We start from the raw sequence: 22,242 nt of genomic DNA on the forward strand, positions 1-22,242 counted from the left end.
CGGTGAAACGGGAAGAGCGCAGGCAGGAAATCATCAATCTGCTCGTCGAAAGCCGGGCCGTCGAACTCGATGATATCGCAGCGCGCTTCGGCGTCTCCAAGATGACCATCCACCGCGATCTCGACGATCTCGAACGGGCCGGCGTGCTGCGCAAGGTACGTGGCGGCGCGACGATCGATGCCGGCACGCAGTTCGAAAGCGACTTCCGTTTTCGCGAGCTTCAGGAGGCCGACGTCAAGCGGGCGTTGGCCGAAACGGCCGCCGAGCTTGTCGAGCCGGGAATGACCGTGATGATCAATGACGGATCGATGGCTTCTGTGCTGGGCGATGTGCTCGCGGACAAGAAGCCGATCACCATCATCACCAACAATGCCGCGATCATGGAGCGCGCCAAGGGCCTTTCCGGCGTGACGCTGATCGGCCTCGGCGGCGTCTACTCCTCCAAGTTTAACGCCTATTTCGGCATCGTCACGGAAGAAGCCCTGTCGCGCCTCCGCGCCGACATCGCCTTCATCTCGGCGCCCGCCGCATCCGGCCGGCTCGCCTACCACATGGACGAGGCCGTGGTGCGCACCAAGCGGGCGATGATGGCCTCCAGCCGCCAGACCTGCCTCATGATCAACAGCCGCCGCTTCGGCCACACGGCACTGCACGTGCTCGCCGATCTCGCCGATTTCGACACCGTCATTTCAGACAAGAACCTGCCCCACGACACATCCGCCGCGCTTGACGGCGGCAAGACCGTGGTGCACATCGCCAGGGAGACAACACCATGAGCCAAGGCCGCAACTTCTGGGTCGGCACGAGCTGGAAGATGAACAAGACGCTGGCGGAAGCGAAAGTCTTCGCCGAGGGCTTGAAGGCCGCCGATGGCGGCCGCAATCCCCGCATCCAGCGCTTCGTCATCCCGCCCTTCACCGCCGTGCGCGAGGTCAAGGCGCTGCTCGCCGATACTTCCGTCAAGGTCGGCGCGCAGAACATGCACTGGGCCGACGAGGGCGCCTGGACCGGTGAGGTCTCGCCCGTCATGCTGAAGGATTGCAATCTCGACCTCGTCGAACTGGGCCATTCCGAGCGCCGCGAGCATTTCGGCGAGACGGACGAAACGGTCGGCCTCAAGACGGAAGCGGCCGTGCGACACGGCCTCGTGCCGCTGATCTGCATCGGTGAAACACTGGCCGATCGCGAAAGCGGCCGTGCGGACGAGGTGCTCGCCAAAGAGGTACGCGGCGCGCTCGGCAAGCTCCAGGGCGCCCAGAAGCAGGCCGAAATCCTGCTCGCCTACGAGCCCGTCTGGGCAATCGGCGAAAAGGGCATTCCCGCCACGGCCGAATACGCCAACGCGCGCCATGCCGAGATCGCCAAGGTGGCGGAAGATGTGCTCGGCCAGCGCATTCCCTGCCTCTACGGCGGCTCGGTGAACCCTGGGAATTGCGAAGAACTGATCGCCTGCCCAGACATCGACGGGCTCTTCATCGGTCGCTCGGCCTGGAAGGTCGAAGGCTATCTCGACATCCTGGCGCGCTGCGCCGTTACCATCTAACAAGGAGACGTACCATGAAACTCGCTATTGCCGGTGACAGCGCGGGCGAAGGCCTCGCCAAGGTTCTCGCCGATCACCTGAAGGCCAGCCATGATGTGCACGAAATCTCGCGCACCGATGCCGGCCCAGATGCCTTCTACGCCACCCTCTCCGACCGCGTCGCTTCGGCCGTCATCGCCGGCGAATACGATCGTGCGATCCTCGTCTGCGGCACCGGCATCGGCGTCTGCATCTCGGCCAACAAGGTGCCCGGCATCCGCGCCGCGCTGACGCACGACACCTATTCGGCCGAGCGCGCCGCCCTGTCCAACAATGCCCAGATCATCACCATGGGCGCCCGCGTCATCGGCTCGGAACTGGCCAAGGCTATCGCCGACGCCTATCTCGCCCAGACCTTCGACGAGAACGGCCGCTCGGCCGGCAACGTCCAGGCGATCAACGAAGTCGACGCCAAATACAACGCCGGCAAGTAAGGCCGTCATCGGCCGGCGCATCCGATGAGGTGCGCCGGCCTTACCCTATTCTCCCGCCTCGCCCGCAAAACAATCCGCGTTTCGATTCCCGCGCAACACTGCCGAATCACGTTTTGGGGCACGCATACTCCGAATCCGGCACTATTGGACGCGAAGCCGCGAGCATCAGGCGACTGATGCTACCCATCCGGGTTCATTCCCAGACATCGCCTTATGAAGCTTGCGAACTTCCCTGCTTTTCTTCAAAGCCGTCCTCGCGTCCGAAGCCCTTTTTGATGGGCAACGTATAAACGCCGACCCTTCACATATGCATGAAACGGCTTTTTATTCAGTCATTTAAACTGTTCGCCACACGGCGAACCTGCGCCGCCCCGCTTTAAAATGGCACATTGTGGCAAGGCATGCCTCGCACCAGCCAGCGCTGTAAATTAACCATTTGTTAACCATTTCACGGCTACACCGGAGCAACCGAAAATTAACCAAGATGACTGACGTGTTAACTCAACCCCGGCCGATCCGCCTCAAGGGGCGGTCCTTCCTTGCGCTCGCATTGACGCCTGAACTGCCAGTCCAGGACTGGCTGGTTCGGCTCGACGATCTGGCCGCCCGTTCGGCCGGGTTCTTCCTTCGCCGGCCCGTTGTGCTCGACGTCGATGGCCTCGACATCGACCGTCAGGAGCTGCGCGATCTCGTCAGCGAACTTTCGAACCGCAATGTGCGCGTCATGGGCATCGAGGGTGCGCGCACTTCGCAGCTCGGGCCCGACATGCCGCCCGCCATGACCGACGGCCGCCCGGCCGCCGATTTCGAGGCGCCTGCGACAGACGATACGGCCGTGTCCAAAAAGGCGAAATCGGCCGATCCGGTGGAGGCCGGCGTGGTCGAGCCAGTGGCGGTGCCGGCCACCGTCACGCCGTCGCTCGTCGTCTCGCGCCCCGTGCGCTCCGGCCAGTCGATTTTCTTCCCGGAGGGTGACGTCACGATCATCGGCTCGGTCGCTTCGGGCGCGGAAGTCGTCGCCGGCGGCTCGATCCATGTCTATGGCCCGCTGCGCGGTCGCGCCATGGCCGGCACGACGGGCAATGCCAGCGCCCGCATTTTCTGCCGCAAGCTGGAAGCGGAACTGATCGCCATCGACGGTTTCTACAAGACGGCCGACGACATGGAAGACGCACTGCGCGGCAAGCCGGCGCAGATCTGGCTCGAAGGCGAAAAAATCACAGCCGCGACACTCGGCTGAACAGAATTCCCAACCACTGGAGAGGTACATGGGTAAGGTAATCGTTGTCACATCGGGCAAGGGCGGCGTCGGCAAGACGACGTCGTCGGCAGCCCTCGGCGCGGCGCTCGCGCAGAATGGCGAAAAGGTCGTGGTCGTGGATTTCGACGTCGGCCTGCGCAATCTTGATCTCGTCATGGGTGCCGAACGCCGCGTCGTCTATGACCTCGTCAACGTCATCCAGGGCGAAGCCAAGCTGACCCAGGCGCTGATCCGCGACAAGCGCGTCGAGACGCTCTACCTGCTGCCGGCCTCCCAGACCCGCGACAAGGACAACCTCACGCCCGAAGGCGTGGAGAAGGTCATCGCGGCGCTGAAGAACGCCTTCGACTGGGTGATCTGCGACAGCCCGGCCGGCATCGAGCGTGGCGCCACGCTCGCCATGCGCCATGCGGATATCGCCATCGTCGTGACCAACCCGGAAGTGTCGTCCGTTCGCGACTCCGATAGGATCATCGGCCTGCTCGATTCCAAGACCCTGAAGGCGGAAAACGGCGAGCGCGTCGAAAAGCACCTGCTGCTCACCCGCTACGACGCCGTGCGCGCTGAGCGTGGAGACATGCTGAAGGTCGACGACGTGCTCGAAATCCTCTCCATCCCGCTGCTCGGCATCATCCCCGAGAGCATGGATGTGCTGCGCGCTTCCAACGTCGGCGCCCCCGTGACGCTTGCCGACACCCGCAGCGCCCCGGCGCTTGCCTATTTCGAAGCGACGCGCCGCCTGAAGGGCGAGAACCTGCCGATCACCATTCCCGGCGACAAGCGCGGGTTCTTCGGCAAGATCTTCGGAAGGAAGGCGGCATGAACCTGTTCCGCTTCTTTTCCAAGGGCCAGTCGGCACCGGCCGCGCGCGAGCGGCTGCAGGTGCTGCTCGCCCACGAGCGCGCCGCCACCGGCGACGTCGATCTCGTCAACAAGCTGCGCGACGAAATCCTGAAGGCGATTTCAAAGCACATGCAGGTCGATGACGAGAAGGTTTCGATCAAGATGGAGCGCGGCGCTCAGGTCTCGACGCTTGCCGTCGACATCGAGATCCCGTTCGACGCCGGCAAGAAGGCCGCCTGATCGACCACCGTTTCAACCACCGCACCCTTCGAGGTGCGGTGTCGGGCAACCCCGAAGAAGGACCACAACCCGGACCATCGGCCGTTTTGCAAAGGCCGGATGCCGCATTCTTAAACCACTGAAAAGGAGATTGTCATGAGCCGTTTAGCGTTGCTGGAGAGACTGAAAGTCGCCCAGAAGATGCCCAAATACCAGGGCCGTGACATCACCACGATCAGCGCCATCCTCTCCAATCAGGCGCTGACACGGCACGTGGAAGTCTGTGAGCAAGGGGCCGGAATTGTGCACCAGCCTGCGGACAATCCCATCCAACATCAGGCTTGAAACAAACAACCCCGCTCCGGCGGGGTTTTTTGTTTCAGACACCCAGATCCGCTGCGAGAGCGCGCACGTCGGCAACGTAGCGTTTCAGGCGGGCGGCATTGTCTGCAAGGTCCGGCCGGGCGGCGGCCCAGCCGATATATGTGAGCGCGCGCAGCAGCAAAAAGAGCGGCAAATGCACGAAATCCACTTCTGCCTGCGGCCGCACGGCAGCGTAGCCTTCAAGCAGCGCCTGCCGCAGCGCCGGATAGGACGGTTCGCGCCGGTTGCGCAACAGCGCCGTCGCCAAATCGAACAGGCGGAATCCGAAGCCGCAATCGTCGAAATCGATGAAGGCGACGGTACCTTTGCGTACGAAGATGTTTTCGCGCACGATATCGGCATGGATCAGGCCGTAGTCTAGCCCGGGCGCGATGGCCGCGAGGCGTGCGGTCAGCGTTGCGCGCAGGGCCGTCAGATAGGCCTGGTCCTCGGCCGACAGCACGGCGCAATCCCAGAACCGCCCCCAGAAGGGTGCCTCGCCCAGTAGACCGTCGGCATCCCAGGCCGGGCGCTCGAAGCCCACCGGCTGGCGAAAGGCATCGGCTGCACCGTGCAGCAGCGCGAGTTCCCGGCCGATGGAGCGGAATATCGCCTGGAGGTCGCGGCCTTCCTGCACCAGGGGAACGCCGGTTTCGCCGAGCGGTTCGCCATCGATCCAGCCGATGAGGTCGGCGTGATAAGGCCCGTCGCCGAAGGCGACGAGCAAGGCACCGTTCGCCGCCGGGATCGGCTGCGGCACGGCGAGGCCCCGGTCGCGCAGATACGCCATGAAGGCGAGTTCCGAGGCAAGGGCCGCCTGCGAATGATAGGCCGGGCGATGCAGCCGAAGCGCTGCCGGATCGCCCCAGGTGAGCTCCACCTTAAAGACCGCGTTTTCGCGGTACTTGATCAGCTCAGGCACCTGCTCCGGCAGATCCCAATGGGCAAGGGCGGCAATGGCCCGCTGCGTCAGCATCTCCTCCATGCCGCTCATCGGCTCAGAGCCCGCCCAGCACGTCGTCGAGGGTCGACAGCATCAGGTCGGCATTGTCCTTCGAGAAGGGCATGGGCGGACGGATCTTCGTGGCATTCTGGTGAATGCCGAGCTTGCCCATCAGCACGCCGCGTTCGCGCATGCCGTTGATGACACGGGTGGCGATGTCGGAGGCCGGCGTCTTTTCTGCCCGATCGAGCACCAGTTCGGCGCCGAAGAACAGGCCGGAGCCGCGCACATTGCCGATCAGCGTGTGCCTTTCCGCAAGCTTTTGCAGACCCTGCCGGGCATAGGTGCCGACGTCGAGTGCATTGGCCTGGAGCTTCTCGTCTTCCAGCACATCGAGAACGGCCATGGCCGCCGCGCAGGAAACCGGGTTGCCGCCGAAGGTGTTGAAGTAGCGAAACGCCTTGCGGAAGGCATTCAAGGTCTCGGAATTGGCAACAACGCCGCCGACCGGATGGCCATTACCCATCGGCTTGCCGAGCGTGACGACATCGGGGACGATGCCCGCCTTCTGATGGCCCCACATATGGGTGCCGGTGCGGCCGAAACCGGGCTGCACCTCATCGCAAATGACGAGGCCGCCCGCCTTGCGCACCGCCGCCACGGCCGACGCAAGGAAGTTTTCCGGCAGGTCGGGAAAACCCTCATTGGCGAAGAAGGGATCGATGATCAGCGCGGAAAAACCGAAGGGGCTCTCCCGCAGGGAGGCGATGGCCTCCTCCACCTTCGCCGCCCAGGCGGCTGCGAAAGCCGCCCCGCCCTCGCCGCCGAGCGGACGATAGGCATCGGGCGCCGGCACGTGGCGAACGTGGCCGCCGTAACCGCCGACCGGCGGCATGCGGGTCGAAAGCTGCGACACCGCCGTCGTGTTGCCGTGATAGGTGAAGTCCGTGGCGATGACACCCGTCTTGCCGGTCACGGCCTGCGCCATGCGCAGCGCCACATCGTTCGCCTCACTGCCGGTGCAGGTCAGGATCGCGGTATCGAGGCTCTTATCGAAGGTCGCGGTCAGGCGCTCGACATAGTCCAGAATGCCCTCGTGAAGGTAGCGCGTGTGGGTGTTGAGCGTCGAGGCCTGTCGACAGATCGCCTCCACCACCCGCGGATGACAATGGCCGACATGCGGCACGTTGTTGTAGCAGTCGAGATACTTCTTGCCGTCCGCATCCCACAGCCACACGCCCTCACCCTTCACTAGATGGACCGGGTCCTCGTAGAAGAGCGACATGTTACGGCCGAGCAGTTTTTCGCGCCGCGCGCGCAGAGCGTCCTCGCCCGCCATCTTATTTGCCTTCCGCAGCACTGAGGCCTTCATCGAGCGCCGAGACGATCTTCTGCACATCGGCGGCGGTGATGATGAGCGGCGGCGAGATGATGACGTTGGAACCCGAAGTGCGGACCATAACGCCGGCCTCGTAGGCGGTATCGTAGACCTTCTGCACCACATCCTTGGCGGCACCGCTCTTCTTGGCGCGATCCGAAACGAGCTCCAGCGCCGCCATCAGGCCGCGGCCGCGCACGTCGCCGACCAGTTCATGCTTCGCCTTCAGGCCTTCGAGGCCGGCCATCAGCTCGACGCCGCGGGCGGCGGCATTGGCGGCCGTGTTGACCTTGGCGGTTTCCTTGAGCGTCGCAAGGGCAGCCGCGGCACCGACCGGGTGGCCGGAATAGGTGTAGCCGTGGCCGATGGCGCCGAACGAGTCCTTGTTGCTTTCGAAAGCCGTTGCGACCTTGTCGGAGATCATCACGGCGCCGAAGGGGAAGTAGCCGTTGGTGATGGCCTTGGCGGTCGTCATCATGTCAGGCTTGACGCCCCAGCCGCGCGAGCCGGTCCAGGCGCCGGTGCGGCCAAAGGCGGTGATGACCTCGTCGGCGATCAGCAGGATGCCATGCTTGTCGCAGATGGCGCGCATCAGCGGCATGAAGGTCTCATGCGGCACGATCACGCCGCCGGCTCCCAGCACCGGCTCCATGATGAAGGCGGCGATCGTATCGGCGCCCTGGAAGGCCACCTCGTCCTCGAACTGGCGGGCGATCGCCTGCGCAATCTCGGCCGGATCGGTCGTATTGAAGGGGTTGCGGTAGGGGAACGGTGCGGCGAGATGGAAGACGCCGGGCAGCAGCGGCTCGTAGTTGCGGCGAAAATTGGCGTTGCCGTTGACCGAGGCGCCACCAAAATGCGTGCCGTGATAGCCCTTCTTCAGCGCCACGAATTTCGTGCGCTCCGGCTGGCCGTTGATCTTGTGGTACTGACGGGCGAGCCTGAGCGCCGTCTCGACCGAATCCGAACCACCTGAGGTGAAGAAAGAGCGTGTCAGGCCGTCCTCCTTGAAGAATTCGGCAAGCTCGTAGGACAGTTCGATCAGCGGCGAATTGGTCGTGCCGCGGAAGGTCGAATAGTAGGGCAGCGCGTCGAGCTGATCGCGGATCGCCTGCTTCACCGGCTCGCAGGAATAACCGAGATTGACGTTCCACAGGCCGCCGACGGCATCGAGCACCGTCTTGCCGTGGATATCCACCACCTCGACACCCGCGCCGCCATTGATAATGCGCGGCGGCTTGGCCTGCATTTCGGCGGGATGCGCCATGGGGTGCCAGAGATGGCGGGCGTTGTTCTCGATCAGGAAGTTGGAATCGCGCATGGGGATATCCTTTCAGAGTCCAAGCATTTTCAGCGCCTGCGCATAGGATTGCGCTGGCTGGAGCACGTCGAAATGCACATAGGGGAGGTTCACGGCAGCCGCGCCCTCGATGTTCTTCAACTGGTCGTCGACGAACACGCAGTCGGCGCGGTCGATGCCGACCTCGGCGATCACCTGCTCATAGGCGCGCGGATCGGGCTTCAGGATCTTCGTATAGGTGGCATCGACGATGACGTCGAAAAGCTCGATCAGCGGGAAGCGCTTGCGGAATTCGACGCCGTAGAAGAGGTCGAGTTCGTTGGAGAGGATGGCGAGTTTCAGGCCGGCCTCCTTGGCTTTCAGGATCGCGTCGCGCGCTTCCGGGCGCAGCACCAGCTCGGCATCCGCGCCGCGGGCGCGCTGCACGAAGGTCTTCATATCCGTCCAGTCCTCGCCGAGCATCGCGCCCACTTCGCGTGTGCGCGTCATCCAGTAATCGCGCTCGGTGATCTCGCGCGCCTGCATCGACACCCAGAGCGGGTCAGTCGAGGGATCGAACGGACCACGCCAGGTCAGAGTGCCGACCGGCAGGCCGAGCGCACGCTCGGTGATGTCATGCGTCTCGAACAGCGTGCGGGTGACGACACCGCCGAAATCGAGGATCAATGCCTTGGTCATGCGATACGCCCTTTCGCAACGACACCCTCGGCGACCCAGCGATCGAAGACCTCCAAAGCTTTCACCGCAAAGTCCGGGGCATTGATATGCGTATCCACCTCCTCGAAGATGACGCTTGCCGGCATGGCCTTGCGCATCGCGTCGACAAAGGCCTCGAGCGCTGCGGGCTCGTGCAGCGGTTCGCCCTCCTGATCCCATTCCTGAATGCCCTGCGTCGGCAGGAGGAAGGCGACCGGGGCCAGCGCGCCGGCCATCTTGTCGGCGACGACGCGGGCGACATCGCGGCGCTGCTCCGGCGAGACGGTGACGGAGGCGATCAGCCGGTTGTGGGCGTGATAAGGGCGGCCGGCGAAGCGCACGGGCGTGTCCTGCCAGGCGGGCATGTCCACCATATCGACGGCGCCGGGCGCGACGATCTGCGGGATGCCGGCGCGGCCGGCATTTTCCAGGCGATCCGGGCCCGACGTGACGACAGAGCCGTTTTCCGCATTGGTGACCTCCTGGATGCAGAAATCGAAGACGGCGGCAAAGCCCCGGTCGGCGGCCACCGCCTCATAGGCGCGGCCACCCATGCCGGTGGAGTGGAAGACCGCGACGTCATAGCCGCGCTTTTCCAGCTCGGGCTTCAGGAATTTCATATATTTGAGGCAGGAGGAGCCGAGCGAGGTCATGCCGATCAGCGGCCGCGCACGATCCGGCCGTTCGGCTGCCTTCGCCGCGCCGACGACCGCGCCGCAGGCCTGCGACAGCACCGCGCGGCAGATCGGGTTCAAGCCGTAGAGCCCGCCGGCCCACAGGATCATCATCAGGTCGGGCGCGATACGCTCCGGCGGCAGGAGGTGCGAATAGGCAATGGTCGAGACGATGAACTTCGGCACGCCGAGCGGCAACACGGCAGCGACGTCAAGCGCGAGATCCGTGCCGAGCGAACCGCCGAGCGCGATCATGCCGTCAACCTCGCCGGCCTCCGAAAGCCCGCGCACCAGCTCAACCGCACCTTTCGCCATCAGGGACATGGCGGTGTTTTCATCGCCGCTGTCGATTATGGTCTGAATGCTCGTGCCCGCGGCCTCTGCGACATCGTGCTTGGAATGCGCGGGCGCATAGGGCGGCTCACCGAGCACGCTGACATCGACCATGACGGGAACGCCGCCGGCCGTGGTGATGACCTCGGCCATGAAAAGCAGCTCCTCGCTCTTGGTGTCGCCAGTACCGATCACCAGAATCTTCGGCGGACGGGCGCTCAGGCTCATCGACCATTCCTCCTCGTTTTAGTCGGGCGGAGCATCCACTTTCCGGCGTCAAACCCGATCTCGCAAGCCCCGTCCCTCCGACGATAGTCTGCGAATTACTTAACATGAGAATTAATCTGGCAGGAAGAGTCGCGCTTGGCAAGTCCATATTTTGAAGCGATGGTTCACATATTAAACCGTTACTCAGCCTCGGCGTTGCAGCTGATTGGGCGACGGGCGCCTGTCCACACTTCCGCTTGACAGCGTCAATATATTTTTAACATGTTAAACAACATCAGCATTCAAATCGGGCATTGCAATTGCGCATCCGACCGCCGAGAAAGGCAACCGGACTGGGGAGTGAGACATGGAGAGCGAAGAATTCCGTCAATGGTCGCGAACGGTGGCCGATTGGGGTGCGGACTACCGTGCGGGCCTGCGTGAGCGGCCCGTCCGCGCGCAGACCAAGCCTGGCGACATTTTCAGGCAGATTGCCGAGGCCGCGCCCGAGGCCGGCGAGGCGATGGAGGCGATCTTCGCGGATTTCGAGCGCATCATTCCCGATGGCCTGACCCATTGGCAGCATCCGCGCTTCTTCGCCTATTTCCCGGCCAATGCCGCGCCGGTCTCGGTGATTGCCGATTACCTCGTGACCTCGGTCGCCGCCCAGTGCATGCTGTGGCAGACATCCCCCGCCGCCACCGAACTGGAAACCCGCGTCGTCGACTGGCTGCGCCAGGCGATGGGCCTGCCGGACGGTTTTGCCGGCGTCATCCAGGATTCCGCCTCCACCGCAACGCTTGCCGCCGTCCTCGTGATGCGCGAGAAGGCGCTCGGCTGGAAGGGCAACAGCGAGGGGCTTGCCGCGCACAAGGCCGTGCGCGTCTATGCCTCCAAGCAGGTGCATACCTCCATCGACCGGGCGATCTGGATTGCCGGCATCGGCGAGGCGAACCTCGTGCGCATCCCGACCAAGGGCCCGCTCAACGGCATGGATCCGGAAGCGCTCGACGCCGCCATCAAGGCCGATCTCGCCGCCGGCCATATCCCGGCCGGCGTCATCGCCTGCACCGGCGGCACATCGATCGGCGCCTGCGACCCGATCCGAGACGTTGCCGCCGTCGTCAAGGCGCATGGCCTCTACCTGCATGTCGATGCCGCCTGGGCGGGTTCGGCGATGATCTGCCCGGAATTCCGCACGCTCTGGGACGGCGTCGAGGAGGCCGATTCGATCGTCTTCAATCCGCACAAATGGCTCGGCGCCAATTTCGATTGCTCGGTGCAGTTCATCAGGAGCCCCGAGGATCAGGTGCGCACGCTCGCCATCCAGCCGGAATATCTCAAGACCCACGGCCATGACGGCATCATCAACTATTCCGAATGGTCCGTGCCGCTCGGCCGCCGCTTCCGCGCGCTGAAACTGTGGTTCCTGATGCGCTACCACGGGCTGGAAGGCCTGCGCACGATGATCCGCAACCATGTCGCCTGGTCCGAGGAACTGGCCGAACGCCTTGCGAAGGAACCGGATTTCGAGATCGTCAGCGCGCCGGTCCTGTCGCTGTTCTCCTTCCGCCACACCGGCGGCGCGGATGCCGACCAGCACAATATCGCGCTCACCAACGCCATTAACGACGATGGCCGCATCTATCTCACACAGACGCGTGTGGATGGCCGCATCGCCATCCGCTTCCAGGCCGGCCAGTTCGAGATGACGCGCGACGACGCCGACACGGCTTTCACCGTGATCACCGAAATCGCTCGCAGATTGACGTAAGCCCTCGCGGCGGCGGGGTTACTCCTCGCCGCCCGCCTTGCCCTCGAGCTTGAGGGCGGCCAGTTCTTCCAGCATGTCGAGCAGCTGCTCGACCCGCTCGCCGCCGAAGCGGGCATCGAGATCGGCATAGACACGGCGCGAATCCGGCATCACCTCGTCGATGACCGCCTGCCCTGCCGGCTCAAGCCGAAGCAGCACGCGGCGACCATCAGCCTTGTCCTTGTGGCGGCTGATGAAGCCGCGCTCTTCCAGCGAGCGCAGCATGCGCGTCAGGCTCGGCGCCAGGATGAAGGCCTTCTCCGCCACCTCAGTCGCATCGAGCAGGCCGGCATCCGACAGCGTGCGCAGCACGCGCCATTGCTGCTCGGTTACGTCATGATCGGCGAGAATCGGTCGGAAATGGCTCATGACGGCCTCACGTGCCTTGAGAAGGCCGATTGCCAGCGACCGCCGGCGTTCGCGCCGCGGCTTGTCCGTCGTGTTGGGATTGGTCATGTCCACTGAGGCATCCTTCGTCATTCTGCCTCTATCCGCGATTTTTAGAGTTCGCGCAATCGCAAGCCCGAATAGGCCAGGACGAACGGGTCGATTGCCGCCGGGCGCCATGCTACGGTCCGCCGCAAATCAGCCTCTCGAAAGTGCAGCCGCCATGACCCAAGCCTATGTCTTCGCCCCCGCCGCGGTGCCCACCCTGCCGATTGAGGGCAGCACGGCGCTTTTCCCGGTGCATCGCATCTATTGCGTCGGCCGCAACTTCGCCGACCATGCGATCGAGATGGGCCATGACCCGGACAAGGAACCGCCGTTCTTCTTCCAGAAGAACCCCGACACATTGGTGGCGCCCGCCGACGGCTTTCCCTATCCCTTCGCCAGCACCGACGTGCATCATGAAATCGAATTGGTCGTCGCCCTCAAAAGCGGCGGCAGCGACATTCCGGTGGAAAAAGCGCTCGACTGCGTCTTCGGCTATGCCATCGGCCTCGACATGACGCGGCGCGATCTCCAGGCGGAAGCGAAGAAACACGGCCGCCCCTGGGAGGTCGCCAAGGCCTTCGAAAAGTCCGCGCCCTGCGGCCCGCTGCATGCCGCAAGCGATATCGGGCACCTCAGCGAAGGCGCGATCCGGCTCTCGATCAATGGCGTTGTCCGTCAGGACGGCAATCTCAACCAGATGATCTGGAAGGTGCCGGAAATGATCGCCTATCTCTCGCGCCTCTTTACGCTGCAGCCCGGCGACCTGATCTTCTCCGGCACGCCGGCCGGCGTCGGGGCCGTACAGCGGGGCGATGTGATGCGTGGTGAAATCGACGGGCTCGGCACAATCTCGGTCACCGTTCTCTGAACACCGCGCGAAGAGCTTTACGAGCGCTTTTTACCACCGGCAGCCGTTTGGCCATTCCCGCGTCGATCTTTCGCCGTACCTTGAGAAGATTTTACCGCTTGGCTATACCGGCAACATACGGCATTCACGCCGTTATCGCCGTCCGGGCGGGTTTTTCGCGCGTCGCGCCGAAGTAAAAATTTACTGAAAGCGATTTCGATTTTCCCAAATCCGTGTCACATTGCGGCGAGCAAGGAACGGAATGCCGGAATGGTGACGATAAAGGAAATCGCCAAAGCCGTCGGGGTCTCCTCCGCTACGGTCTCGCGCGTTTTGAACTACGACCCTGGTTTGTCGATCTCGCCCGTCAAGCGGCAGGCGATCATCGAGACGGCCGAGGCGCTCAACTACGAGACGCCGCGCAACCGCAACAAGGCGAACGGCCCCGTCGCGCCGAGTCTGCTCACCAAGCTCGTCATCGTGCATTTCCTGGAGCCGTCGGACGAAATCGCCGACCCCTATTATGTCGGCGTGCGCCTTGGCATCGAGACGCGCTGCCGCGATCTCAAGACGGAGATCGTGAAGGTCTTCCATTCCGACGACCTGCCGGAGGCGGCGCTGCTCGAAAGCGCGTCCGGGGTCATCGTCATCGGCAAACATTCCGATCATGAAATCGCCTGGCTCAGGCAGCATGCCCGCCACGTCGTCTTCGCCGATTTCGACCCGAAGAGCGATCACCTCGACAGCGTCTTCTCCGATGTCGGGCTCGCCACACAGAAGATACTCGATTCCCTGAAATCCAGCGGTTACAAGCGCGTCGGCTTCATCGGCAGCCATGAAAGCCTGAACGGCAGCGTGCAGCATTTTGCGGAAAAACGCTGCGTCGCCTTCATCGAATGGCAGAAGAAGAACGGCACCTTCGATCCGGACCTTCTGGTGCTCGCCGACTGTTCCAACGGCCAGAGCCTGCGGCTCGACACCGGCTACCGCCTCGCCCGGGACCTCCTCGCGCTGGCGGAACGGCCCGACGTCATCGTCACCTCGAACGACAACATGGCGATCGGCGCCTATCGTGCCTTACAGGAAGCCGGCCTCTCCATCCCCAAGGATATTGCCGTCATCTCCTTCAACGACATCCCCGTCGCGCAGTTCCTCACTCCGCCGCTCACCACCGTGCGCATTCATGGTGAGCATATCGGCGAGACGGCGGTCGACCTCCTGCTCGAACGCCTTTCCGGGCGCAGCTACGGCAAGCAGGTGCGCATCGCCACCGAACTGATCTGGCGCGACAGCTGCCGCAAGCCATTGGATTTGTAGTGCTTTTCAAAAGCCTTCGCAGGCGCAATAAATATTTACTAAATTTTCCTTGCGCGTTTCCTGAAATTCGGTAAATCTTCCCTCCGACGGCGGGAGAGGAGATCCCTGCCGCATAGGTTTCTTGGGAGGAAACGATGAACAAGATGATTCTGTCGCGCCTTGCCGCCGGCCTATTTGCCGGTGCGAGCCTCTTGGCATCCACGGCCGCCTTTGCCGGCGAAGTCACCGTCTGGTGCTGGGACCCGAACTTCAACGTCGCCATCATGAAGGAAGCCGCCGCGCGCTATACCGCGAAACATCCGGATACGACCTTCAACATCGTCGATTTCGCCAAGGCCGATGTCGAGCAGAAGCTCCAGACGGGCCTGTCGTCCGGCACCACCGACGCGCTGCCGGATATCGTGCTGATCGAGGATTACGGCGCGCAGAAATACCTCCAGTCCTTCCCCGGCGCTTTCGCCGAACTGTCGAGCAAGATCGATTTCTCGGGCTTTGCGCCCTACAAGGTCCAGCTGATGACGCTCGACGGCGCCGTCTACGGCATGCCCTTCGATTCCGGCGTCACCGGCCTCTACTACCGCAAGGACTATCTCGAACAGGCCGGTTTCAAGCCCGAGGATATGCAGGACCTGACATGGGACCGCTTCATCGAGATCGGCAAGGCGGTGGAAGCCAAGACCGGCAAGAAGATGCTCGGCCTCGACATCAACGATGCCGGCTTCATCCGCATCCTGATGCAGTCGGCCGGCGGCTGGTACTTCGACAAGGACGGCAACCTCTCGATCGCCGACAATGCCGCGCTGAAGGCGGCGCTTGAAACCGAGCAGAAGATCCTGCAGGCCAATATCCACAAGCCGGCTGCCGGCTGGACGGAGTGGGTCAACACCTTCACCTCGGGCGATGTCGCGACCGTCACGACGGGCGTGTGGATCACCGGCACCGTCAAGGCGCAGGCCGACCAGAGCGGCAAGTGGGGCGTCGCCCCCATTCCGAAGCTGAACGTCGAAGGTGCGGGCCACGCCTCCAACCTCGGCGGCTCCAGCTGGTACGTCACGGCGGGCTCTGCCGAGAAGGACGAGGCGATCGACTTCCTCAACGAGGTCTACGCCAAGGACATCGACTTCTACCAGAAGATCCTGACCGAACGCGGCGCCGTCGGCTCGCTGCTCGCCGCCCGCACGGGTGCGGCCTATTCCGAGGCCGACGCCTTCTTCGGCGGCGAAAAGGTCTGGCAGAATTTTTCGGACTGGCTCGCCAAGGTTCCGGCCGTCAACTACGGCGTCTTCACCAATGAGGTGGACACCGCCGTCACGGCGCATCTGCCGTCGCTCGGCCAGGGTGCCAATGTCGATGAAGTCCTGAAGGCGATTGACAGCCAGGCTCAGGGCCAGATCCAGTAAGATCCTCCCGGCGGGCGCCAGGCGCCCGCCCCTCTCCCGGGCCCTTCCTGCCCTCGGGCGGGAGGTCCGGTCCTTGTTCCTTGCAACGAAGGTCGTCCCATGGCTTCCGGCAAAACAGGCGGATTGAAGCGCTATCACGATCTGAACGGCTGGCTGTTCATCGCCCCGTCCGTCCTGCTGATTGGCGTTTTCCTCGTCTATCCGATCTTCCGCTCGCTCTATCTGTCCTTCTTCTCCGGCAAGGGCATGATGATGAAGTTCGCGGGCTTCGGAAATGTCGTCCGCCTGTGGAACGACCCCGTCTTCATTCAGGCGCTGACCAACACCGTCACCTTCTTCGTGGTGCAGGTGCCGATCATGATCCTGCTGGCACTCATGCTGGCCGCCGTGCTCAACAACGACAAGCTGAAGTTCATCGGCTTCTTCCGCACCGCGATCTTCCTGCCCTGCGTCGCCTCGCTGGTCGCCTATTCCGTGCTGTTCAAGAGCATGTTCTCGGTCGATGGCGTCGTAAACCAGGCGCTGATGGCGGTCGGCCTGATCGGCGCGCCGATCGGCTGGCTGACGGAACCCTTCTGGGCCAAGGTGCTTGTGATCCTCGCCATCACATGGCGCTGGACGGGCTACAACATGATCTTCTATCTCGCTGCCCTTCAGAACATCGACAAGTCGATCTATGAAGCGGCGAAAATCGATGGTGTGCCGGCCTGGGCACGGTTCTTCTACATCACCATCCCCATGCTCAAACCCGTGATCCTCTTCACGACGATCATCTCCACCATCGGCACGATCCAGCTGTTCGACGAGGTCTACAACCTCACCGAAGGCAAGGGCGGCCCGGCCAATTCGACCATCACGCTGTCGCTCTACATCTACAACCTCACCTTCCGCTTCATGCCGAGCTTCGGCTACGCGGCGACCATCTCCTACGTGATCGTCATCATGGTGGCGCTGTTCTCCTTCCTCCAGTTCTATGCCGCGAGGGACCGGTCATGAACGCCTCGCGTATCCTGGGCACGGCGCTGCAATATGCCTTTCTCGGGCTTGCCGCCTTCCTCTCGATCTTCCCGTTCTTCTGGATGGTGATCAGCGCCTCGAACACATCGATCGACATCATCGGCGGCAAGACCAGCTTCGGTGATGCGTTTAGCACCAACGTGACGAACTTCTTCACGCAGGTCGACGTGCCCCTGGTTTTCTGGAACTCGACCAAGGTCGCGGTGCTCGCCACCGTTCTCACCATCGTCGTCTCCTCGCTTGCGGGCTACGGCTTCGAGATGTTCAAGTCTAAGGCGCGCGAGCGCGTCTATTCGCTGGTGCTGCTCACGCTGATGATCCCGTTCGGCGCATTGATGATCCCGCTGTTCATGATGATGGCGAAGACCGGGCTCATCAACACGCATATCGCGATCATGCTGCCCACCATCGCCTCGGCCTTCATCATCTTCTACTTCCGCCAGTCGACGAAAGCCTTCCCGACCGAACTGCGTGACGCGGCCAAGGTGGACGGGCTGAAGGAATGGCAGATCTTCTTCTACATCTACATGCCGGTGATGCGGTCCACCTATGCGGCCGCCTTCGTCATCGTGTTCATGACGAACTGGAACAACTATCTCTGGCCGCTCATCGTTCTCCAGTCGAACGAGACCAAGACGATCACCCTCGTCGTCTCCTCGCTCGCCTCCGCCTACTACCCTGATTACGGCGTGGTCATGATCGGCACAATCCTCGCCACGCTCCCCACCCTCTTCGTCTTCTTCGTCATGCAGCGCCAGTTCGTGCAGGGCATGCTCGGCTCGGTCAAATAGGAATACCCCCATGCGCATCACCGAAAACTTCAACGGCAACTGGCTCTTCCGCCACGGTTTCGACGCCGCCCGCGCGGGCGTGGTGCAGGAAGGCGAGACCGTGCGCCTGCCGCACAGCGCCGTCGAGCTGCCCTATAACTATTTCGACGAAACGGAATACCAGAAGCCCTTCACCTACCAGAAGGTGCTCGACTGGCGCCCGGATTTCGAGGGCCGGGAAGTCTCGCTGGTCTTCGACGCCGCCATGGCCGACAGCGTTGTCTATCTGAACGGTAAGGAAATCATCGCTCACAAGGACGGATACACGCCCTTCACGGCACGGCTGACGCCGCATCTGATTGAGGGCGAAAACCTCATCACCGTGAAGATCGACGGCTCCGAAAACCCGGAGATCCCGCCCTTCGGCGGCCAGATCGACTATCTCTGCTATGCCGGCATCTATCGAGACGTCTGGCTCAAGGTGGCAAGTCCCGTCTCCATCGCAAATGTGAAGATCGAGACGCCGGATGCGCTGGCCGACGCCAAGACCGTCACCGCCCGCGTCTTCCTCGCCAATCCGCAGGGTCTCGCCATCTCCGGCGCGCTCGACGCGAAAATCCGCCGCAAAGGCGGCGGCGATGTCGCGGCCAGTTCCGTTGCCATCGACGGCAACGAGGCGACGCTGACCTTCAGCGGCCTCACCGGCCTGGAGCTTTGGGATATCGACAACCCCGCCCTCTACGCCCTGTCACTGAAGCTCACCACCGCCCATGGCGAGGATGTGGTGACGCAGCGTTTCGGCTTCCGCACCGCGCAGTTCACGCCTGACGGGTTCCTGCTCAACGGCCGTCCGCTGAAGCTGCGCGGCCTCAACCGACATCAGGCCTGGCCGCATACCGGCTATGCCATGGGCCGGCGCGCGCAGGAGAAGGATGCGGACATCCTGAAACACGACCTCGCCTGCAACATCGTGCGCACCTCGCACTATCCGCAGTCGAAATGGTTCATCGAGCGTTGTGACGAGATCGGCCTGCTCTGCTTCGAGGAAATTCCCGGCTGGCAGCATATCGGCGGAGAGACCTGGCAGCAGGAATCCATCGCCAACGTGCGCCGCATGATCGAGCGCGACTGGAACCATCCCTCGATCATCATCTGGGGCGTGCGCATCAACGAGAGCCAGGACAACCACGATTTCTACGCCGAGACGAACCGCCTCGCCCGCGAACTTGACCCGACGCGCCAGACGGGCGGCGTGCGCTTCATCACCAATTCGGAGATGCTCGAAGACGTCTATACGATGAACGACTTCATCCTCGGCCAGGAGGAAATGCCCGGCAACAACCGCGGCCGCGTCGTGCTGCGCGACCGGGTGGAGACGACGGGCATCACCAAACCGATCCCCTACATGATCACCGAATATAACGGCCACATGTACCCGACCAAGCGCTTCGACCAGGAGCAGCGCCAGGCCGAGCACGTCACCCGCCACCTCTTGATCCTCAACGCCGTGGCCGGCGACAGCGACATTTCCGGCTCGACCGGCTGGTGCATGTTCGATTACAACACGCACAAGGATTTCGGCTCCGGCGACCGCGTCTGCTATCACGGCGTGCTGGACATGTACCGTATCCCGAAATTCGCGGCTTTCGCCTATGCCTCGCAGGGCGATCCGGCCGACAAGGTCGTGATGCAGCCCGTAACCTTCTGGGCGCGCGGCGAGCGCAATATCGGCGGCGTGCTGCCGCTGATCATTCTCACCAACTGCGATTATGTCGAGGTGACGTTCGGCGAATGGCCGGCCAAGCGCGTCTATCCGGACAAGGAAAATTATCCGCATCTGGCGCACCCGCCCGTCGTGCTCGATTTGCGCTCCGTCACGCCGGAGGAATTCGGCACCTGGGGCCGTGTCTGGCGCGAGGGCACCTTCACCGGCTATGTCGACGGCAAGGCGGTGACCACCATGACGCTGCCGGCCGATCCGGTGCCGACGACACTCGAAGTCGTGGCCGACGATACGGCGCTACGCGCCGGCGAGAAGGATGCGGTGCGCGTCGTCGTGCGCGTGCTCGACCAGTGCGGCAATCTGCTACCCTACTTCGAGGAACCGGTATCGCTTGTGCTCTCCGGCCCCGGCCGCATCATCGGCCCGGCCGAGCACACGCTGAAAGGCGGCGCGACCGGTTTCTGGGTGGAGGCCGGCGACGAGAAGGGCAAGCTCTACCTGACCGTCTCGACCCGCCGTCTGCTGCCGCAGTCCATCACCTTCACCGTCAGCTGAGATTGAGCCCATGGCCGATGTTCGCCTTACCGACATTCGCAAGCGTTTCGGCTCCCTTGAGATCATCAAGGGCGTCGACCTCTCGATCACGACGGGGGAATTCGTCGTCTTCGTCGGCCCGTCGGGCTGCGGAAAATCGACGCTGCTGCGCATGATCGCCGGCCTGGAGGACATCACCTCCGGCGAGCTGACCATCGGCGGCACGGTCATGAACGATGTCGATCCGTCGAAGCGCGGCATCGCCATGGTGTTCCAGTCCTATGCGCTCTATCCGCATATGACGGTGCGCGAGAACATGGGTTTCGCGCTGAAATTTGCCGGCATGGCCAAGGACGAGATCGAGCGGCGCGTCAACGATGCAGCCCGCATTCTTGAACTCGGCCCGCTGATGGAGCGGAAGCCGAAGGCGCTTTCCGGCGGCCAGCGCCAGCGCGTCGCCATCGGCCGCGCCATCGTGCGCAATCCCGATGTCTTCCTCTTCGACGAACCGTTGTCGAACCTCGACGCGGAACTGCGCGTCCACATGCGCGTCGAGATCGCCAAGCTGCACAAGACGCTGAAATCGACCATCATCTACGTGACCCACGACCAGGTCGAGGCGATGACGCTCGCCGACAAGATCGTCGTGCTGCGCGCCGGTATCGTCGAGCAGGTCGGCGCGCCCCTTGATCTCTACGACGATCCCAACAACATCTTCGTCGCCGGCTTTATCGGCTCGCCACGCATGAACTTTTTGAAGGCCCGCGTGGACGCCACCGACGCCGGATACGTCACGGTCGCCTTGATCAACCAGCCCGACGTGAAACTCAGCCTTCCCATCCAATCGAGCACAGCGAAACCCGGTGACGAGGTCAGCCTCGGAGTTCGCCCGGAGCATTTCCGGCCGGCCGGCCGGGGCGATGCGGATCTGGTGCTCGATGTCGATGTAGCCGAACATCTCGGCAATACCAGCTATGTCTACGCCAATGTCTCGCCGGACGAGCGCATCATCGTCGAGCACGAGGGTTTTCGCGGCGCCGACAACCGCGACCGGCTGACTGTCGGCCTTTCCGCCGGCACATCCTTCCTCTTCGACAGCGCAGGCATCCGCATCCGCTGACGCCTGCGACAGCTCGCCACGCCGCATCGCCGGCTTGTTTGACCAAAGTCAAAGAAGGCGGTCCCTCGCGGGCCTATCCCTTGCGCATGAACGATTGACGTTCGTCAGCAAGGAGAATTCCAGTGCGTATCATGGCAAAGAGCATCGTCGGCGCAGCGGCAGTCCTTTTCACGCTCGCCCTTCCCGCCGGTGCGGAAGATTTTGAAGTGCACATGCTCAACAAGGGTGCTGCGGGCGCCATGGTGTTCGAGCCCGCCTTCGTGAAGGTCGCCCCCGGCGATACGGTCACTTTCATCCCCACGGACAAGGGCCACAATGTCGAAACGATCAAGGACTTCATCCCCGCGGGCGCGGAAGCCTTCAAGAGCAAGATGAACGAGACCTACAAGGTCACTTTCGACAAGCCCGGCGCCTATGGCGTGAAGTGCACGCCGCATGTCGGCATGGGCATGGTGGGCCTTGTCGTCGTCGGCGACGCGCCGGCCAACCTCAACGCCATCAAGACCGGCAAGCTGCCGAAGAAGGCCCGCGAACGCCTCGACGCCGCCATCGCTGCCGCCGGCCTCTAAGCAGGCTCGACGAGATTGCCGGCCGCAGCGACGATAGCGGCCGGCAACGGCAGGGATTGCCGCGCGGCAAGGTCGAAATAGACCGAGACCGCCAGCAGCTCCGCGCAGAGCACTCCATCCACCTTGTTCGTCAGCCTATGCCGCGTGGTGAGCGACGTGCGCCCCACCTTCACCACGGAAGAATGGATTTCGAACAGGCTGCCCACCGGCAATTCCTGGCGGAAATCGATCTCGTAGCGGCGATCCGCCCAGCCTTCCCTGCGATCCCGGATCCAGTCCGCCGAATAGCCGGCCGCGGCCATCAGGTGCCAGGACGATTGGTCGAAGGCTGCGATATAATATTGCACGTTCATGTGGCCCATCGCATCGCATTGCGCGGGATAGACCACACCCTGATAGGTCAGAAGCGGCACGGCAAACCTCCTTTGCCCGTCATGGGACTTTGATGCCGGATCGCACCATGC

Annotated in this window: 23 protein-coding genes; 16 read left to right on the forward strand and 7 right to left on the reverse strand. The window is 63.1% G+C overall.

The features are described from left to right. Window positions 1–2: 2 nt before the first annotated feature. From D0Y60_RS12110 to D0Y60_RS12140, 7 genes are all read left to right on the forward strand, one after another. Window positions 3–776: a DeoR/GlpR family DNA-binding transcription regulator gene (locus D0Y60_RS12110; RefSeq protein WP_117370194.1), complete on the forward strand. Its 774-nt coding sequence runs from the start codon at window positions 3–5 to the stop codon at window positions 774–776. Continuing rightward, window positions 773–1,543, forward strand: coding sequence for a triose-phosphate isomerase (locus D0Y60_RS12115; protein WP_117370195.1), 771 nt, complete (start codon window positions 773–775; stop codon window positions 1,541–1,543). Before D0Y60_RS12110 ends, D0Y60_RS12115 begins: the two co-directional genes overlap by 4 nt. 14 nt (window positions 1,544–1,557) lie before the next feature. Beyond that, window positions 1,558–2,016, forward strand: coding sequence for an RpiB/LacA/LacB family sugar-phosphate isomerase (locus D0Y60_RS12120; RefSeq protein ID WP_117370196.1), 459 nt, complete (start codon window positions 1,558–1,560; stop codon window positions 2,014–2,016). Window positions 2,017–2,500: 484 nt separating this feature from the next. Further along, on the forward strand, window positions 2,501–3,256 hold the full coding sequence (gene minC / locus D0Y60_RS12125) for a septum site-determining protein MinC (RefSeq protein WP_117370197.1): 756 nt from the start codon (window positions 2,501–2,503) through the stop codon (window positions 3,254–3,256). 28 nt (window positions 3,257–3,284) lie between these two features. Next, on the forward strand, window positions 3,285–4,100 hold the full coding sequence (gene minD, locus D0Y60_RS12130) for a septum site-determining protein MinD (protein WP_117370198.1): 816 nt from the start codon (window positions 3,285–3,287) through the stop codon (window positions 4,098–4,100). Continuing rightward, on the forward strand, window positions 4,097–4,360 hold the full coding sequence (minE, locus tag D0Y60_RS12135; RefSeq protein WP_117370199.1) for a cell division topological specificity factor MinE: 264 nt from the start codon (window positions 4,097–4,099) through the stop codon (window positions 4,358–4,360). Before minD ends, minE begins: the two co-directional genes overlap by 4 nt. A 135-nt stretch (window positions 4,361–4,495) precedes the next feature. Continuing rightward, on the forward strand, window positions 4,496–4,684 hold the full coding sequence (locus D0Y60_RS12140; protein WP_117370200.1) for a hypothetical protein: 189 nt from the start codon (window positions 4,496–4,498) through the stop codon (window positions 4,682–4,684). Between the two features lie 34 nt (window positions 4,685–4,718). Here D0Y60_RS12140 and D0Y60_RS12145 read toward each other — a convergent pair whose 3' ends face one another. The 5 genes from D0Y60_RS12145 to D0Y60_RS12165 are packed head-to-tail and all read right to left on the reverse strand — an operon-like array spanning window position 4,719 to window position 10,254. Beyond that, window positions 4,719–5,696, reverse strand: a complete 978-nt coding sequence (locus D0Y60_RS12145; protein WP_117370201.1) for a phosphotransferase — start codon at window positions 5,694–5,696, stop codon at window positions 4,719–4,721. A 4-nt stretch (window positions 5,697–5,700) separates the two neighbouring features. Next, window positions 5,701–6,984 carry an aspartate aminotransferase family protein gene (locus D0Y60_RS12150; protein WP_117370202.1) on the reverse strand — a complete coding sequence of 428 codons (1,284 nt, stop codon included), beginning with the start codon at window positions 6,982–6,984 and terminating at the stop codon, window positions 5,701–5,703. Between the two features lies 1 nt (window position 6,985). Further along, window positions 6,986–8,344 carry an aspartate aminotransferase family protein gene (locus D0Y60_RS12155; RefSeq protein WP_117370203.1) on the reverse strand — a complete coding sequence of 453 codons (1,359 nt, stop codon included), beginning with the start codon at window positions 8,342–8,344 and terminating at the stop codon, window positions 6,986–6,988. A 12-nt stretch (window positions 8,345–8,356) separates the two neighbouring features. Further along, on the reverse strand, window positions 8,357–9,001 hold the full coding sequence (locus D0Y60_RS12160; protein WP_117370204.1) for an HAD-IA family hydrolase: 645 nt from the start codon (window positions 8,999–9,001) through the stop codon (window positions 8,357–8,359). After that, window positions 8,998–10,254, reverse strand: a complete 1,257-nt coding sequence (locus D0Y60_RS12165) for a Tm-1-like ATP-binding domain-containing protein (protein WP_117370205.1) — start codon at window positions 10,252–10,254, stop codon at window positions 8,998–9,000. Before D0Y60_RS12165 ends, D0Y60_RS12160 begins: the two co-directional genes overlap by 4 nt. A 346-nt stretch (window positions 10,255–10,600) precedes the next feature. On the opposite strand from D0Y60_RS12165, the gene D0Y60_RS12170 reads away from it, so the two are divergent. Further along, window positions 10,601–12,007 (forward strand): pyridoxal-dependent decarboxylase, encoded by a 1,407-nt coding sequence (locus D0Y60_RS12170; RefSeq protein ID WP_117370206.1) that lies wholly within the window; start codon window positions 10,601–10,603, stop codon window positions 12,005–12,007. Between the two features lie 18 nt (window positions 12,008–12,025). Here the strand turns inward: D0Y60_RS12170 and hpaR are convergent, their stop codons facing one another. Further along, complete coding sequence (gene hpaR, locus D0Y60_RS12175) at window positions 12,026–12,526, reverse strand: homoprotocatechuate degradation operon regulator HpaR (RefSeq protein ID WP_117370207.1); 501 nt, start codon at window positions 12,524–12,526, stop codon at window positions 12,026–12,028. Between the two features lie 130 nt (window positions 12,527–12,656). Between hpaR and D0Y60_RS12180 the strand changes: the two genes are divergently transcribed. The 8 genes from D0Y60_RS12180 (at window position 12,657) to D0Y60_RS12215 (ending at window position 21,778) form a co-directional block, all read left to right on the forward strand. Then, the gene (locus tag D0Y60_RS12180; RefSeq protein WP_117370208.1) at window positions 12,657–13,349 is read left to right on the forward strand and encodes a fumarylacetoacetate hydrolase family protein; all 693 of its coding nucleotides are present in this window, start codon (window positions 12,657–12,659) and stop codon (window positions 13,347–13,349) included. A 249-nt stretch (window positions 13,350–13,598) separates the two neighbouring features. After that, on the forward strand, window positions 13,599–14,645 hold the full coding sequence (locus D0Y60_RS12185) for a LacI family DNA-binding transcriptional regulator (protein ID WP_117370209.1): 1,047 nt from the start codon (window positions 13,599–13,601) through the stop codon (window positions 14,643–14,645). A gap of 134 nt (window positions 14,646–14,779) precedes the next feature. Beyond that, a complete protein-coding gene (locus D0Y60_RS12190) occupies window positions 14,780–16,045 on the forward strand; it encodes a sugar ABC transporter substrate-binding protein (RefSeq protein ID WP_117370210.1) in 1,266 nt (421 codons plus the stop codon). 99 nt (window positions 16,046–16,144) lie between these two features. Then, window positions 16,145–17,041 carry a sugar ABC transporter permease gene (locus tag D0Y60_RS12195; protein ID WP_117370211.1) on the forward strand — a complete coding sequence of 299 codons (897 nt, stop codon included), beginning with the start codon at window positions 16,145–16,147 and terminating at the stop codon, window positions 17,039–17,041. Then, a complete protein-coding gene (locus D0Y60_RS12200; RefSeq protein ID WP_117370212.1) occupies window positions 17,038–17,853 on the forward strand; it encodes a carbohydrate ABC transporter permease in 816 nt (271 codons plus the stop codon). The genes D0Y60_RS12195 and D0Y60_RS12200 overlap by 4 nt, the downstream gene beginning before the upstream one ends. Window positions 17,854–17,863: 10 nt before the next feature. Then, window positions 17,864–20,110 (forward strand): glycoside hydrolase family 2 TIM barrel-domain containing protein, encoded by a 2,247-nt coding sequence (locus D0Y60_RS12205; protein WP_117370213.1) that lies wholly within the window; start codon window positions 17,864–17,866, stop codon window positions 20,108–20,110. 10 nt (window positions 20,111–20,120) lie between these two features. Further along, entirely contained in the window at window positions 20,121–21,209 is a 1,089-nt protein-coding gene (gene ugpC, locus D0Y60_RS12210) for a sn-glycerol-3-phosphate ABC transporter ATP-binding protein UgpC (RefSeq protein WP_117370214.1), read from the forward strand. A gap of 131 nt (window positions 21,210–21,340) precedes the next feature. Continuing rightward, a complete protein-coding gene (locus D0Y60_RS12215; protein WP_199564179.1) occupies window positions 21,341–21,778 on the forward strand; it encodes a pseudoazurin in 438 nt (145 codons plus the stop codon). On the opposite strand, the gene D0Y60_RS12220 is transcribed toward D0Y60_RS12215, so the two are convergent. Further along, the gene (locus tag D0Y60_RS12220) at window positions 21,775–22,191 is read right to left on the reverse strand and encodes an acyl-CoA thioesterase (protein ID WP_199564167.1); all 417 of its coding nucleotides are present in this window, start codon (window positions 22,189–22,191) and stop codon (window positions 21,775–21,777) included. The genes D0Y60_RS12215 and D0Y60_RS12220 overlap by 4 nt on opposite strands. Between the last annotated feature and the right edge of the window lie 51 nt (window positions 22,192–22,242).

The organism is Shinella sp. WSJ-2 (assembly GCF_003432075.1).
GTDB lineage: Bacteria > Pseudomonadota > Alphaproteobacteria > Rhizobiales > Rhizobiaceae > Shinella.